Genomic DNA, 15,688 nt, shown 5'->3' on the forward strand with positions numbered 1-15,688 from the left:
GGGAGTGTGTGCGATTGAGAGTTTGCGGTGGATTGGAAGAACCTCTTCTCACCAAGCACTGTAAACGATATCATTGAGTTGATATCAGGAGGAGGCGTCGTGGAACAGATTTTGATTCGCAATCTGCCGGAGGGCACCAAAGCCATACTGCGAAGACGGGCGGCTGCACATCATTCGAGCATCGAGGCAGAAGCCAGGGAAGCCCTTGCGGTCGGCATTGCGGCAGAGGAGCCGACACTCGTTGATCTCATCTCAATGCCTACGGACACGCACTTCGAGTTCGAGCCGAAACGCCTCGGTCTGAAAGCCCGCAGCGCAGAGCTATGAACTTCCTTCTCGATACGAACGTCCTGTCGGCTCTGCGAGTGCGCGGTCGAAATCCGGAGGTCGAATCCTGGTCGAGTTCGGTGCCCGCGCAAGCCCAGTTTGTATCGGCCCTGAGCATTTCCGAGATCGAACGTGGTGTGACGGCGAAAGAACGCACAGATTCGCAGCAAGGCAAGATCTTGCGAATGTGGTTCGAGGAAATGCTCCTCCCCGGATTCGCGGGACGCATTCTCCCTTTCGATCTGCCTGCCGCCCGCGCACTGGACTCATTCCGCGTACCCGAGCATGCGCCTCTCGATGATGCCCTCATTGCTTCAATCGCAGTTGCGCATCAGATGACTGTCGCAACGCGAAACACCAAACATTTCGAAGCGCTTGCTGGAGTCCGGCTAGTGAATCCGTGGACGGGGCAGTCAAACTGATCAGCTCGGGAGCATCACGATAGGAGGACAATGAGCTTCAGCACAATACTATTAGCCATATTAGGGTCCAGTGCTTTTTCAGTACTCGTGTCAAAAGGGCTCGACTACTTCAAGCCAACCAGACACGAAGAAAAACTCTCCTCTCTTGTCTCCGAATTAGAAGCTCAAATCAAGTTAAGCGAAATGGCCGAGTCTAGCCGTAATGCCAATGGCAACGAAGACTCCGATCTTTCAGAAGTTGTCACGTTACTTAATTTAAGCGCGAGAAACATGCTTAAGCAGAGGCTACCGCGGATACTGCTCCCTTCAGGACTGCTGCCATCTTTCGCGGTCGCCCTCACGGTTCTCGCAGCTACGTTTGCTCTAGTCGCTGGCGCAATTGCGCTCGGCGCGATCTGGAACTGGTCGCAAACGGCAACCACTCTGATCTCTGCCGCCATCCTACTTATCGCGTGCATAGCCACCGTTACGTTTTTGATGCACGCGTCGACGGTACGCGATCAGATTCGCGGGCTAATATACTCGAAACTCAAATACGGTAGCGTAAAAACAGTTAAACACCTAGTCAAGCACGACAAAAATGACAATAAATATGTAATTTTGCCAAGAAGGAAGGATCGATTACTGAGGAACTTTATTGGCGTGGATACTCTGGAGACCACGGCCTGGTACCTAAACGAATAGAGTCACTTTTCAGCGAGGACTCCTCGCACAGTAATCAGCTTCAGCTTGCGAACAGCTTGAGCCTTTCAAACTGTCTGTACGATTCTAATAGCTGGAGTATTGAAAGATTGAACCGCTCGGAATTTGAGCCGAGAGTTCAATAAACTCCAGCCCAACCGAGATTCTCATCGAAATGACAGCAACTAGCGTCCCGGATCACTCCGGCCGGTGCTCGGCCATGACCTTCTCGAACAGCTCATCGCCGAGCTTGTCGTACGAGGCGTCCTCCGGGTACCACTCGTCGAGTGAGGCGAAGCCACCCTTGTCATCGTAACCGAGCTCGGACACGGACTTTGCCCATTCGGTTCCAGCGGTGCCCAGCGTCTTCGGCGCATCCGGAATCGAAGCCTTCTCCGAGGTCTTGTCCGACAGAGTTTTCGCGTACGTCGCCATCTGCTTCTGCACGGCATCATCGAACGGCTCAACCTTGCCGTCGTTGTCCTTCGCCTGCTCAACGGCCTGCGCCTTCGCTCCGATGACGATCTCCATCATCGTGCTAAACGTCGTCGACATCGAGTCGAAGATGACCTGCTGGTAAGCCACCGGCAGGTCCGAATACTTCTTGCCTGCCGTGATCGCACCGGCCGAACGAGCAATGCCCGCGTCCGATGCCACACCGATGTTCGGGGCCACCTCGAAGGTGCCAGCCTCGACGTTCGGTGCCAGCTGCCCAAGATCACAGTCAACGGTTCCGCGCTGCAGCGCCTCATAGGTCTCCGGGAACGACAGCGACACCGGAGTCGCACCCAGATCCGTCACCTGCTTACCCGCGGCAGCCGAACCGACGCGTACCTGCTTGCCTTTCCAATCATCAAGCGAGGTCATCGACTTCGAGCACATCGTCGAGTAGCCGCCCGCGGCGAGCATCGGAATGAGCGGGACGAGGTTCTTCTCCTCGAACTCCTCAAGCACCTCCGGCGTCTCCCACGCGGCCTGCACACCGGCCGCGTTCGCCGCCAAATCACTGGCCACCGGTGAGGACGGCAACGTCGACATGGCTGTGCCGATCGCGTCGAAGGCCGGGTACTCGGCCGGGGTGTATGAGGGCAGAGTGAAGGCGAGGTCGACGCGCCCATCGGCCAGGGCATCATCGACGTCGGCGTAGCTGGCGATCGCCTGACCCCAGACGATGTCGACGGTGATCTTGCCGCCCGATCGCTCCTCGATGGCCTTCTTCACGTCGAGGCCGTTCGGTGCGAGGATCGATTTCTCCGACATCGACGACGGCTGGAACTTGATCGTCACCGGGTCAAGGTCGGCCAGAGCCGCATCGATTTCATCCTGGGAAGCCTCATAGGCGAAGCCCTTCCCCGCGGAGTCGCCCGAACCTGATCCCTCACCGCCGACGGATCCTGCGCATCCGGCCAACAGTGCCAGCGATGCGACCGCCGCAATGGCCTTGGCGGGGCGTACTGCCGTGCGGATGCGCTTCATGGGACTCCTTTGAACGAAGGCTGAGAATTCCCTCCAATCATATGCCTGAATGAGGTCACCCTAACCATGAGTCCGCTCACACCCTGCGGCAGCCACCCGAACGACACAGTGCACGGGTGGGCAGGGCCACCTCGGCGAGGATTATCCGGGCATTCCCCCGCTCGTGCGGCTGATGAGGTCGGGCAGCCATTCGGTCATTCCGGGCACGGCGACCATGAGGATGAGGAAGATGACACCGACGGGCAGGAACCACAGCAGAGAGATGAAGATGTCGCGCAGCGTGACCGTGGCACCGAGGTTGACCTCGGAGTTCTTCGCGATCGAGTGGACGATGTAGGGGATGATGCCGACCGGCGGGGTGACCATGGCGAACTCGCCGAGGAGGACGACGAAGACCCCGAACCACAGCGGGCTCACGCCCATCGTCTCGAGGGTGGGCAGGAGGATCGGGATGGTCAGCAGCATCATCGACAGGGTGTCGAAGAACATGCCCATGACGATGTAGAGGACGATGAGGACGAGCAGGAATCCGATCCGCGACAGTCCGAGGTCCGTGATGAGGCCGGTGAGGATGGGCGCGAGTCCGGTGATGGCGAGCAGGCTGGTGAGCATGGTCGCGCCGATCATGATGAAGAAGATCGCCGAGGTGGCCGCCACCGTATCCATGGCAGAATCCGCAACCTTGCGCCACGGGTGCTCCCCTCGTTTTTCCCACAGACAGAGGAGCAGTGAGCAGAGTGCAGCGGCGGCTCCGGCCTCGGTGGGGGTGAAGATGCCGGAGAACATGCCCCCGAAGAGAACGACGAGGATGACCGCGAAGCCCCAGACGCCGGTCAGGGAAATAATACGGTCGCGCCAGGTCGTCGCGGGGCGGGTGGTGTTGCCTGGGCTGTCCGTGGTGTTCGTTGGATTCTGGGCGCTCTGGCTGCGGCCGACGAGTTTCGGGGCGATGACGCCGATGGCGAAGATGAAGGCGGCGAAGCACACGGCGAGCAGGATTCCGGGGACGGCTCCGGCCATGAGTGCGGGGCCGACGGGCACGGAGGCGATGCCGGCGTAGACGACCATGAGGATCGAGGGCGGGATGAGGTTGCCGGTCATGCCGGAGACCATGATCGTGCCGACGGCCATGCGGCGGTCGTAGCCGGCTTTGAGCATTTCGGGGATGCCGGCTCGGCCGAGGGCGTAGGTCATGCCGATGGTCGAACCGGTGACGGCGGACAGTCCTGCTCCGGCGAAGGTGGTGCCGATGCCGATTCCTCCGGGCAGCCAGCTAAACCAGTGGTCAGCGACGCGGTAGACCTTGCCGGACAGCCCCGATTGGGTGAGCAGAATGCCCATGAAGATGAACATGGGGAGCACGCTCATCGACCAGTCCGAAACGGCACTGAACGGGGCGGTGGAGAGAATGTTCATCGTCGCCGGGATGCCGGACACGGCGTAGACGCCGATGATCGACGGCACCGAGAGTGCAACGGCCACCGGGACTGACAAGAAGAGGAGCACAAGCATCATCCCGATGCACCAGGCTCCCCCGATAGCGGCACTTGGGCTGGTGAAGAGGCCGGCGAGGCAGACGACGACGAGTCCGAACCCGATAGTCAGAGCGAGGACGCCGGGGCGTTCGCGGCGGGAGCCGGTGGGGAAGAGTGATGTGGTGGTCGGGGGCTGGGTACCGGTGAAGTTCGCGCTGTTCGCGCCTTCCGGAGGCAGAGGTGCGCCGGTGTAGTCGGTGTTCGCGTTCACTGCTCCTCCCCTGTTTCAGTGCGCCGGCGGCGGAGGATCGCGACGGCGTCGAGGATGTAGAGCACGGCAAGGAGCACGAACACGATGGGCACGAGGTAGTACACGGGCCAGGTGATGACATCGGAGACGTCGGCGGTTGATCCGATGGCCGTGTTCTGCAGCGCCTTACCCAGTCCGAACCAGGCGAAGGCGATCGACACGAGCGCCCCGAGGATGCAGGCGAAAACCGTGAACACCGCGGCGGTCGCGGGTTTCGCCCTCTCGATGGCCATGGTCACGGTGATGTGTTCCTTCTGCAGCTGGGCGGCGGGGATGCCGAGCAGCGCGACGATGGGCAGGTACCAGTATTCGACGATCTCGTTGGTGCCGTAGATCGGGGCATGGAAGATCGACCGGGCCAGGGCGTGGGTGACGATGTGGAGCATCATCACGATGATCGCCGCGGCCGTGGTGACCGTCAGCCACCTATCGAGGACTTTAGTGAACGTGCACATCAGGAGTCACTGTAGCCGTCGGTCGAGGTGGTGGCGGTAGTTCCGGTCGCTGCTGCTTTTGCTTGGGTGCCGGTTTCGACGTCTGTCGCACCGCCGCCGGTCACGTCGGTAGCTCGCAATGCATCGATCAGGTCGACAACCTCGGAGGCGTCCGCCAGCCCGTCGGGGATCAGCGCGGAGACTCGACGGGTGCCGGCTTCTTCCAGGGCGATGGGGTCGATGCCCGCGATTTGGGAGTAGCGGCGGGCGCTGCGAGGCAGCAGTGCGACACCGAGTCCGTTGGAGACAAGTGATTGGATGGCTCCGGGGTTGTCGGTGATGTGGCGAGTGCGGGGCTCGAATCCGGCGTGCCGGCAGAGGCGTTCGGCGGTGGACCGGCAGCGCACACAGCCCATGATCCAGGGCAGGTCGGCGACGTCGGTGAGGTGTTGGATCTGGCCGGCTCGGTTCCAGCGTTCGGGGACGAGGAGGTCGAGGTGGTCGGCCCCGAGGTCGACGGTGGTGTGTCCGGGCAGTTCGGGTGGTGTTTCGTCTTCGTGGTGGAAGAGGAACGCGATGTCGATGGCGCCATCGTCGAGCAGGCGCAGCGCTTCGGGTGGTTCGGCCTCGGACACTTCGTAGGAGTGGTGCAGTGGCGAGTCTGTTCCACTGCCGGCGTTCGCTTCGAGTCGACCGAGGGCTGCAGCCAGGGGGCCGATGACGAAGCTGGGGAACCCGGCCAGCCGGACATTGCGTCCACCGAGGCCGAAGGCTTTGGCGAGGTCGCTGCGCAGTCCCGTCACCGAGGCGGCTACTTCGCCTGAGCGGATGCGGGCGAGTTGGCCGGCGGTGGTCAGCCGAATGCCGCGGGGTGTGCGGTCGAAGAGGGTGACGTTGAGGTCTTTCTCGAGCGCATTCATGTGTTGGGACAGTGCTGGTTGGGACCAACCGAGTTCGCGGGCTGCGGCACCGATGCTGCCGGATTCGGCGATGGCGCCGAAGATCAGGAGGCGTTTGGGCTCGCCGAGGTCGAGAGCCTGCGCGAAGACATTAGCCATAAGTCCAGCTTATGCCACAGGAGAGAGAACTGGGCCTACCGAAGGCAGATGATGCGCACCACACTGGAAGTGGTCGCGTTGAAGTCATTGCCGAGTTGAGGAGTTGGAGTATGCGCAGGATCGGTCTGCTGGGTGGAATGAGCTGGCATTCGAGCATCGAGTACTACACGAAGATCAATGATGCCGTGGCCAAGCAGCTCGGCGGTCATCGTTCCGCGAAGATCCTGCTCGACTCGTGCGACTTCGCTGATATCCGGGAGCTGCAGGAGGCCAACGATTGGGCAGGCAGTGATGCATCGCTCGTCTCGACGGCGCAGCGTTTGGTCGATGGCGGCGCCGAGGCCGTTGCAATTGCCACGAATCTCATGCACAAGTGCGCTCCAGCGATCGAGGCGCAAGTCGATGCGCCTCTCATTCACATGGTCGATTCGATCGCGACAATGGCGAAGCGCCAGGGCTATTCGACGCTGGCCGTTCTGGGCACCCGATGGACGATGCTCGAGGATTTCTACACGGGCCGACTTGAGGCGCAGGGCATCAAGACTCTCGTACCCGATGAGGCCGCCTGCCTTGAGGTCGATCAGATCATCTGGGACGAGCTCACTCAGGGAGTCTTCACAGAATCATCACGCGCTCGGTACATCGAAATCATGAACGATCTCAAGGCTCGCGGCGCCGAGGCCGTGACACTGTCGTGCACGGAGATCGGACTCCTGGTTCCCCCGGAGACCGCTCCCCTGCCTGCCATCGACTCCGTCGATGCACATGTCGCCGCGATCGTCGAGTGGATGGTGGCCCGAAAGAACGCCGCCCGAGTCGCCATCAACTCCGCTCCATAATCTGCAGCCCAACTACATTAAATGCCATCTACAATGAAATCACCATAAATCAACAGATTCCGCATGGAAAAACTTCGCTGCCAATGGAGACCTCCTCTTTCTCGACTCGATCAACGCCTGCCGCCTGAGAACCATTTTGTTTACAGAGTTCCGCAAAATTATATTATTCTCACTATCTGGGTCACCAAATACCGACACGGCCAAGTGCTGAATATTCGAATTCACGATCGCGTCTTTCAAGTGATCATCACTCTCGCTAAACGCAAGCCCGTAGACCAGCAATCCCCCACCTATATTTGCAAATGACCTCAATGTAGTGCCCAGATAGTCACTCTGCATAATTCTTGAACGTTTATTCTCCGCGGTCCCTTCGGTAATAATAAGCGGAAATGAATTCTCCTCTAGTCGGCCACGAATTTGATCTAGAAGAAGCTCGCTTGTACGAATCCATGTAACCTTCTGAAGCTCACCACGAGCCTCGTTCATAAAGAGATGCAAGGCCCCATGAAGATAATAGACAGTTTGATTCCGGGAAGAATTTAGATTGTCCCATACCACAAAGGGATCTTCAGGCATCGCGCCTCTAAAACCGTCATCTCGGCGATACTCTGAATTATCTTCAAAGTCCAAGTTTCGCATCAACACCCAATACAGCAGGATGTCATAGTTTGTCGTGTATATCCTCTTAAAATTGTCGAGGAAATTGCTAACACGATCCGATGCGGATTCTTCGATTTCATAATGTACGTCCGGATGGAGATCAACAATCGCCCGAGCCAGCGTCTCTTTTAGAGCTTGCGCTTCAGCTAATAACTGATCAATCAAACCCCCATTTGAGTCTGAGTTAACCACCTCAAGGACGCTCGCTGTCGATTCCAACTCTTTAATTACACTCTCGAAGTCACTAGTATCATTTCGGCGAAAAACACCCTCTGCTATCTCCCCGATTTCGCTGCGTTCGCTAGCCCGAGACTTGAGCGCCCCATATGAGAACTGCTTTGCATTGTATGCCATGCTAAATCCGTTCCCCAGCAACAAGTGCGGGCCAGATCCGCCAGGCGCATCCTGCACCCATCGCATCGCTCGATCATAGTCAATAATACTCATCACGTCACCCCTTTATACTACACATGCATACTTCTCACGCCAGCATACCATGCTCGTTGTTCTTCACTTCAGTTTTGTTGGCTCCGACTTGGACGGAAATCATTAAAAGAATCAAGCGGCATACCCTTTATAGGAATTTTCTCTCCTGTGTTAGGTTAAATGCGTTAATGCCTTGATCACTGTGGTTATAACGCGTCGAGGAGTCCAGCCTGGACCTCACTTAGTGCTGGTGGCAGGGCCGTGATCGGGCTCTTCATAAATAGGGCTGTAGAAGAGGTCCCAGTCCTCCAGCGTGGAGCAGAGAACGGATCAGGTAGTTGCCCCGGTTGCGGAACCCCAGTGCGATACCGCGCAGATGTTCGAGTCTGCCGTTGATCGCTTCGGTTGGCCCGTTCGAGGTTCCAGGATGATCGAAGTAGGCCAGGATATCGGCCCGACGACGTTGGAAGGTTGTCCTCAGGCTCCGGAGTTCTTTGAGCTCATCAGGAATCGTTCCTGTCAGGGTGTCGATGAGTCGGTTCATGAGCTTCTTACCTTTGCTCGGTGGGGCAGCATAGGCGGCGATCGTGTCTTGATAGAACTGCCAACACACCAACAGGGCAGCATGATTGTCGGCGGCGAAGACCGAGTTGAGGCGGTGCTTCTGCTTGCCGGTAAGCAAACCGACGCGGGTGCGAACCGTTTTGCGGATCCCGTACAGGTCATCACCCGACCGTCCCCTGCGACCGTGCAGCTCTGTTTGTAGCCGCCTCCTCGTCTCATCGAGCTTCGTGCCGACGAGGGCGACAACGTGGAAGGGGTCCATGACCGTGGTGGCATCAGGCACTACGTCAGTGGCAGCTTTCTTATAGCCGGCGAAGGCATCCATAGCGACATGCTCGATGCCGTCACGGAAAGCATCGGGCTGGTTGTTCAACCAGTCGGCGAAGACGTCGGCGGAGCGGCCGGGGGCGATGTCGAGCAGGCGTGCTGGCCGGTGGGTGAGGTCGACGATGACAGTCACCCACCTGTCGATGCCGCGGTGGGACCAGCAGTGCTCATCGACACCGATTGTGGATACACCCTCGAACCGGGTGGCATCAGCGATGAGCAGAGATCGGCCGAGGTCGAGTACAGCCGTGCACACAGTGTTCCAGGAGGTGGAGAGGTTCTTAGCGATGACGTGGATGCTCATCTTGTCGATGACCACGGACTTCAATGCCCACAAGCGTGCTGTCGTCGAGAGTTTCGATCTGCCGGCGCAGGCTCGCTGGGGTGTTTGGGACCAGCGCTGGTGGCAGGAAGGGCAGGTGTAGGTGCGGATGCGAATAGCCAAGGTCACCGCGGTCAGGCCGATCGGGGGATGAACGAGTTTGCGGATCCTGGTGGCCCGGACGAGTCCGCGTTGACGGCAGACAGGGCAGGACCTGTCGTTGTCGGTGATCAGGCACAGCACGGTCAGATGCCGACCAGTGTGGTGTTGCCCGATCGCGGTGAGTCCGAGTTCCGGCAGGGAGAGTGTGGTATCGAGGCAGGGCGGGGTAAAGTCGTACACGAGGGACCTTGGGTCGTGATGGAGTCTTGAACACCTACATCATTGCACCCAGGGTCCCGTTGTCATCGACGCCGGATTCAACTCTTCCCCACCGCCCTATCTATGAAGAGCCTCATTCCCGCATCAGCAACGACGACCATGTCCGATAACTGGTGACGATCTTGTGGGGGATGAACCCTGAGTGGTGGACACGCTGAGTCTGGCCCATAATGGGCCGGAGAATGCGAGTAGAAACCATGCCAAAGAAGAAGTACTCCGATGAGTTCAAAGCCGACGCCGTCGCGCTGTACGAGACTCATCCCGATATGTCTTATTCCCAAGTCGCGGCCGATCTTGGCATCTCCCGTGGCGCGATCAAGTCGTGGGTGTTCCAAGCGCGGAAGGAAGCTGGCAAGGTGTCCACGAGCTCGCCTGATCGGCCCGAGACACCCGAGGAGGAGCTTGCTCGCCTGCGGGTCGAGAACGATTCGTTGCGGGCCGATAAGCGGTCTCTGCGGTCGGATGTGGAGCGGCTGGAAGAAGAGCGAGCGATCCTGCGGAAAGCCACGAAATATTTCGCGGCAGAGACGACCTGGTGATCCGTTTCCAGTTCGTTGACGACCACCGAAACACCCATGAGGTGAAGCGGATGTGTTCCGTGCTGGGTATCCAGCGCTCAAGCTTTTATAAGTGGTGTGCCTCCCGGCCGGCACGGGCGGCCAGGCAGGCTGCTGATGATGCTCTGTGCGAGCGGATTGAGCACCACTTCGAATTCTGGGACCACACGTACGGGTACCGACGGATCACGGCCGAACTCGCCGATGACCCGCACGTGGACGAGCCGGTCAACCGTAAGCGGGTTGCCCGCCTGATGCGGAACAACGGCATGGTCGGTATCCACTTGCGTAAGCCGAAGACTACGACGATCTCGGACCCAGATGCTCAGGTGTTTGCCGACCTGGTCGGCAGGGACTTCTCGGCCGCTGAGTTGGGCACGACCTACGTCGGCGACATCACCTACTTACCCTATGGCGATGAGGGGAAGTTCTTGTATTTGGCCACGGTCATCGACTTGTATTCGCGGCGGATCGTGGGCTGGTCGATCGCCGATCACATGCGGTCCAGTCTCGTCGAGGATGCGTTACAGAATGCAGTAAACAACAGAGAAACACTGGAAGGTGCGATTTTTCACAGCGACCATGGTCGTCAATATACGTCCTCGTCGTTTCAGGCGATGTGTCGTCGGTTCGGGGTGGTCCAGTCGATGGGCAGGGTCGGGTCGAGTGCTGATAATGCCCTGGCGGAGTCGGTCAACGCGGCGTTGAAGCGGGAGACGCTGCAAGGAGCGAAGCGGTGGGTCTCGGACCTCGAGTGTCGTCGTGAGGTGTTTCGGTGGTTGGTTCGATACAACTCGAGGCGGAGACATTCGAGTCTGGGTTATCGAGCACCGGTTGACTTCGAGGTCGATTACACATTTATGATGGACATTGCCGCCTGATAGTACACATTGATGTGTCCACTTCCAGGGGTTCACGCCCTTGGAAGGCCTTCACGCCCGGGATGATCGTCACCTTTTCTGCCTTATTGCCCTCGTAGCAGCCGATCTGGAACGGGAACCGGGACCGGTCGATGCGGAGACCGACGACGATCTGTGGGTCGACGCGTCGTTCTTTCGAATACTCGACCTTTCGCAGATCGTCTTCCTTCTCGACCTCGAAATACAATCTCGTCGTGTCATGGAGGAGGAGAGACTTCTTCGTTGGCGGTTGCGTAGGTGAAATACGCGGTAGCGATGAGATCACGGAATGCATTCGTGTGAGCTTTGCGCAGGGTCCACTACCTCGTGGAATCACTGGCAGCTGTGCGTCCGAGAGCGGTCAAGATTCGATCGGCGTCGAGGAGGCTGGTGTATAGACATCAGTCAGCTAACGCCTCGTAATGCAGGCTCGCTGCTGACTTGATGACGCGAGCGCGTGGCACCCTGCCCGGGCGTTGCTGTGCTGCCTACTCTATGACCAGTCGCGGCGGTGACGGATCGGAACTTATGCGCGAATGCGCCACGGTCGGGGTCGGGCCCAGGTCGAGTGTTGCCTGCCGGTCATCAGCGAGGAACTCTTCGGCTTGGGCGATGAGCAGACCGAGTTCAGCTTCGTCGTGGACAGAGCCGACGTGGCGGACGATGCGCCGACGCCCACCGACTGACTCAGCGATCTGGACAGCAGTGGCACCCGTTTTGGTGCGAATTCGTTTGATACGGGCCATTCTCCGATTCTACCGACCCGAATCAGTTGCTTGACCTGGCACTAAACGGCACCATCACTCCTGGTCAGAACTTCCCGAGGTAACCGAAGCTGTGCAAGTGACCCAACACAAGTCGGATCTGCAAAGGAAGAAGTGCGCCCCCAACTATTCAAGTAGCTTCTTATCTTCGGTCTGGCTTCGGTGGTTGTCGGTCCGTTCATCCTGTGGGGAGTCTTCGGGTGGTGGTGATACTCACCGGATGTACCCGCTAATATCAGCACTTTTAGGCACGAACTTGGTAGCGCACGCGGAACCCCAGTCAGAGCACGCAATCCGCAAGGGGTCATGATTTAAGATCCATGATGATAAATCACGTTCGCCAGAACTCAATATTATTCGTGTCCGATCCCCTTCACTCTCACAATTCGCTCGGTTAAGATTGTGACGATTTGCCAACCAATTGTGCGAAATTAAATGTTAACAAACAATCAAACATAAACACTGTCTCAGGAATGACCATTACGTCAATCAGCTTTTCCGAAATTGCCACCTCAATGGCGATAATCTAGCGTAATACTAACCCGTCGATAACCTACTTGTGAATTTACGCGCTTGCTATCCAATAATCAACAGCTACAGAAAAGAAGTTCTAAACTCATCTTCCAAATCAATCTAAGAACAAAGCACCATATTTGAGAATATCATTAGCGATATCCGAGCGGGCTTCGATGGACCCGTCGCTAGCAAACTCAAATAGCGCCATTTGAGTCCGAGTCGCCCACTCGACTGCCTGGAATGTGTACCCGGACACAGAAAAGAATAAAGCAAACTTATCCTCGTGCGCCGCGACCCCTGACAATTGCTGCAGTTGCTGCCTAGAGGATGGCTTGCCCTCGAACTTGACTTGCGCGACCGCTTCGTCGGAATACACATCTATGCCACCATCGGGTCCTACGGCCGTAACATGCACATTTGTAAATCCAGTCCCAACCATAAAATCAGCAGCGTACAGCTCGGCCTCCCGTGGGGTTTTAATCAGTCGCAATTCAGGTAAACAAACCCTACTACGCATCGAGCGTAAAAATTCAGACCTACTAGACCTTTCTACGCCCGGGAATGTATTTTCTAAGAATTCGTTCATCCGATCATGAGCAAAGGCATCTTCGTCACCTTTCTCGAAAGGAACAAAACCGTGAGTTGCGCGCTTATCAAACCAAAATTGGTCAAGTTCATTTTCGTCGACATTCACCGGGAAACGGTGCCGAGTTTTATTGAGGGCAAAGAACATTTGAGACGATATAAACAAAGACTCGGCTAGAGATGTATCCGGAAACAACCCATGCTGTCTAGAATACAATTCTCGTTCTGATATTCTCATAAAACACACTAGCGATATCTGACGCTTAGCGCTTAGCTCACTCACGAAAGGGGAGAATACGCCAATCCCCATTCCGTTCTTTCCTGCCTCTCCAATCACTTCATAGGTCTCGGATGAGCCCGTTGGTGTAAACTTTCTTTCATATTTTGGACCAGCGAAGAATCCCTCCGCAAGGACGAGATCGCGGACGTGTCCGCCTCCGGTTTCATGAGCAATCCTTTGCGCTTGAACTTTCCTGCGCAGTTCATCGTTATCTACATAACCACCGACTCTGTCTACAGGATGCAGGTATAGTGCGGCCGCCAAGGGATCTGCTCTCCAGAGTGGAAGCCGCCTCCCCATCTCTCTTGCGGCCCTGATAGTTCGCTTCTTGCGTATGAGACTTGAAGAATCACGAACCTGCTCAACCTCCCACCCAATTGGATAAGCGTCTATCAACTCACGATTGGTTCGGTCCCAGGGAAATACGGGAATCTCCGTCGAAGTGGGGTTAGTCTGTCGCGCTAGCCGTTCCGGGTCGACCGCTTCTGACTTCGGCAGCGCTGGCGCACCTTGCACAGGGGGGCTATCAATTCTCCCGCTACCTGACCATCCGTTAAGCCAATCGCGTAATCTACCCATAGTCGTTAAGTATATGCCATCTCAATTCGCCCGCTCCGAGTGGGTGCCAAATTGGACTTGCCGCCAGCCCACAGATTGGCACTTCAGTGAACTTTGCAGCCCGGGCGCCACGACCACATATTTTTAAGGTTGGGTGAAAAACATTTTTGTCTTGCACCAAGCCATACACCGGTGAGTTTAAACGTTAAACATCAGCGGCCCAACCGCCCATCAATTGAAGCATGACGAAACAACCAAACAATAATTATCAATTGTCTACATATGATTTGCCAATTGATTTTTTTCAGCGGAGAACTAAGTGGCTATATATTTTGGTGCCGCCCCTCCTCTTCGTGCACAGTTGAATACGTGCCTCAAGCTGGAGGCGCACAGCATTTGCTGGAGGGGCAGATCACTCTCTCGGCCAAGTCGGAATCCCGCTACACGAGATCTCGATTCCCGGCTGCCATGGCTTCAGAAGTCGATCTGCTTACGTCATCGGCTTTGCTCGTTACCTCACTCATATTTCCAATGGTATTGGGCGATAGGTGCCAGAGGCTGAGCCCTGTAAGGGTTACATCCGCTGCTCACAATGCGGTGTTGTCGGCCAAGGCAACTGCCTCATCGCATCACCCATACGTCCGATCATCGGTAATGTCACTGCGCTAACGGTATTTGAGAAACTTGAGCGCAACCAACATGATGACCGCCAAGATGAGGATGTAGACAGAAACGGCTTATCCGGTTCCGAACTGGTAGATCAGCCGGGTTGCAATCAGAGCTGCGGGACCACCGGCGATGATCAAGGAGAGCTGGTAGCCCAGCCCAGCACTCGTATGCCGGAGGCTGGTCGGGAACGACCCTTCGATGATCGATGCCTGTGGCCCGTGCTGCATTGCATGAGGAACGAGGCCGATGCACAGGGCGACGAACGCCAACCAGGTGACCGCTGTCGAGGAGTGCGAAGTAGACAAAGCCTCACACACCCATAATCGCGGCGCCTCAGGCATAAATCTTCTTCCGCCCGATCGTGTCCGAGAACAGACCGAACAACGGGACCAGGATGGACTCCACGCCCGCCGCGATAAGAGTCCCGATCAACACGAAGTTGTACGTGTAATCATGCCCATTTGATCCGCTGGTCATGTAGGAGAGCACGAACGCCGTAACCACGTAGAACGGCATCTGCTCTGACATCCGCAAGAGCGCGGAGAGGATGATCTCCATCGGGGACTGGCGGATGACCTGCATGAGCGGCGCGGTCGTCGTGGTGTGTTCCGCGACCACCTTCGAGAACTGCGGCGTCTCCATGATCTTCAGCCGGATGTAGAGGCCCATAGCCACCAGCACCAGGCTGAGGAGGAACGAAATGCGGAATCCCCAAGAGATGAACGCATCCTTTCCGAAGATGCCGTTGAACAACGACTTCAAACCGGTCGAGAGGATCAGGCCGATGGCCACCCCGAGCTGAGGCCAGCTGCCCATAAGACCACGGCGTTTCTGGTCGCCCCAATCCATGGACGGCAGGACGGAACCGCTCCATTCACCACCGACCGCGATGCCCTGAACCACCCGGAGCAGAATGAGGATGATCGCCGCTACGTCTCCCCACGTTGCCGATCCCGGCAGAATTCCGATGAGGGCGGTGGAGATCCCCATCATCAGCAGGGTGACGATGAGCAAAACTTTGCGGCCGCTCCGGTCTCCCCAGTGACCGAAGATCGCCGCCCCGATTGGGCGTGCAAGGAATCCGACGAAGTATGTGGCGAAAGCAGCGACACACTACCGAGGTCAGCGCGGACCGCCGTCGCGGAAGCAGCCAGGGTA

12 protein-coding genes and 3 pseudogenes are annotated in these 15,688 nt (G+C 57.4%); 5 read left to right on the forward strand and 10 right to left on the reverse strand.

Annotation, left to right across the window (positions count from 1 at the left end):
- The first annotated feature begins 27 nt into the window (after positions 1–27).
- From CXR29_RS10970 to CXR29_RS10980, 3 genes are read left to right on the forward strand one after another with little or no spacing between them, the layout of a single operon-like run.
- Positions 28–327 (forward strand): FitA-like ribbon-helix-helix domain-containing protein, encoded by a 300-nt coding sequence (locus CXR29_RS10970; RefSeq protein ID WP_205683410.1) that lies wholly within the window; start codon positions 28–30, stop codon positions 325–327.
- Positions 324–749, forward strand: a complete 426-nt coding sequence (locus CXR29_RS10975) for a type II toxin-antitoxin system VapC family toxin (RefSeq protein WP_127364534.1) — start codon at positions 324–326, stop codon at positions 747–749. The genes CXR29_RS10970 and CXR29_RS10975 overlap by 4 nt, the downstream gene beginning before the upstream one ends.
- Before the next feature lie 30 nt (positions 750–779).
- Entirely contained in the window at positions 780–1,433 is a 654-nt protein-coding gene (locus tag CXR29_RS10980; RefSeq protein ID WP_101553755.1) for a hypothetical protein, read from the forward strand.
- Positions 1,434–1,628: 195 nt separating this feature from the next.
- Here the strand turns inward: CXR29_RS10980 and dctP are convergent, their stop codons facing one another.
- The 4 genes from dctP to CXR29_RS11000 all read right to left on the reverse strand — a co-directional run bounded on the left by dctP (position 1,629) and on the right by CXR29_RS11000 (position 6,183).
- Complete coding sequence (dctP, locus tag CXR29_RS10985; RefSeq protein WP_127364535.1) at positions 1,629–2,906, reverse strand: TRAP transporter substrate-binding protein DctP; 1,278 nt, start codon at positions 2,904–2,906, stop codon at positions 1,629–1,631.
- 141 nt (positions 2,907–3,047) lie between these two features.
- Positions 3,048–4,652 carry a TRAP transporter large permease gene (locus CXR29_RS10990; RefSeq protein ID WP_127364536.1) on the reverse strand — a complete coding sequence of 535 codons (1,605 nt, stop codon included), beginning with the start codon at positions 4,650–4,652 and terminating at the stop codon, positions 3,048–3,050.
- Complete coding sequence (locus tag CXR29_RS10995) at positions 4,649–5,146, reverse strand: TRAP transporter small permease (RefSeq protein WP_127364537.1); 498 nt, start codon at positions 5,144–5,146, stop codon at positions 4,649–4,651. The genes CXR29_RS10990 and CXR29_RS10995 overlap by 4 nt, the downstream gene beginning before the upstream one ends.
- Entirely contained in the window at positions 5,146–6,183 is a 1,038-nt protein-coding gene (locus CXR29_RS11000; RefSeq protein ID WP_241241422.1) for a LysR family transcriptional regulator, read from the reverse strand. The genes CXR29_RS10995 and CXR29_RS11000 overlap by 1 nt, the downstream gene beginning before the upstream one ends.
- A gap of 110 nt (positions 6,184–6,293) precedes the next feature.
- Here CXR29_RS11000 and CXR29_RS11005 point away from each other — a divergent pair, with 110 nt between their 5' ends.
- The gene (locus CXR29_RS11005) at positions 6,294–7,022 is read left to right on the forward strand and encodes an aspartate/glutamate racemase family protein (protein ID WP_127364538.1); all 729 of its coding nucleotides are present in this window, start codon (positions 6,294–6,296) and stop codon (positions 7,020–7,022) included.
- A 39-nt stretch (positions 7,023–7,061) separates the two neighbouring features.
- On the opposite strand, the gene CXR29_RS11010 is transcribed toward CXR29_RS11005, so the two are convergent.
- Positions 7,062–8,129, reverse strand: coding sequence for a DUF4917 family protein (locus CXR29_RS11010; protein WP_127364539.1), 1,068 nt, complete (start codon positions 8,127–8,129; stop codon positions 7,062–7,064).
- A 253-nt stretch (positions 8,130–8,382) separates the two neighbouring features.
- A complete protein-coding gene (locus CXR29_RS11015) occupies positions 8,383–9,663 on the reverse strand; it encodes an ISL3 family transposase (protein ID WP_127363753.1) in 1,281 nt (426 codons plus the stop codon).
- A 236-nt stretch (positions 9,664–9,899) separates the two neighbouring features.
- On the opposite strand from CXR29_RS11015, the gene CXR29_RS11020 reads away from it, so the two are divergent.
- A protein-coding gene (locus CXR29_RS11020; RefSeq protein ID WP_370036584.1) for an IS3 family transposase occupies positions 9,900–11,140 on the forward strand; the annotation gives its coding sequence in 2 pieces (ribosomal slippage) (positions 9,900–10,227 and positions 10,227–11,140; 1,242 coding nt in all).
- A 25-nt stretch (positions 11,141–11,165) separates the two neighbouring features.
- On the opposite strand, the pseudogene CXR29_RS18045 reads toward CXR29_RS11020, so the two are convergent.
- The 4 genes and pseudogenes from CXR29_RS18045 to CXR29_RS11035 form a co-directional block, all read right to left on the reverse strand.
- Positions 11,166–11,550: pseudogene (locus CXR29_RS18045) on the reverse strand (IS1634 family transposase); the annotation flags it as partial.
- Positions 11,551–11,565: 15 nt separating this feature from the next.
- Positions 11,566–11,904 (reverse strand): annotated as a pseudogene (locus CXR29_RS11025) (IS1634 family transposase); the annotation flags it as partial.
- 646 nt (positions 11,905–12,550) lie between these two features.
- Positions 12,551–13,567: a restriction endonuclease gene (locus tag CXR29_RS11030; RefSeq protein WP_164742809.1), complete on the reverse strand. Its 1,017-nt coding sequence runs from the start codon at positions 13,565–13,567 to the stop codon at positions 12,551–12,553.
- Positions 13,568–14,863: 1,296 nt separating this feature from the next.
- A pseudogene (locus CXR29_RS11035) lies at positions 14,864–15,598 on the reverse strand (MFS transporter); the annotation flags it as partial.
- Positions 15,599–15,688: the final 90 nt, after the last annotated feature.

Source organism: Brevibacterium linens (assembly GCF_003999335.1).
In the GTDB taxonomy this organism is placed as follows: Bacteria; Actinomycetota; Actinomycetes; order Actinomycetales; family Brevibacteriaceae; genus Brevibacterium; species Brevibacterium linens.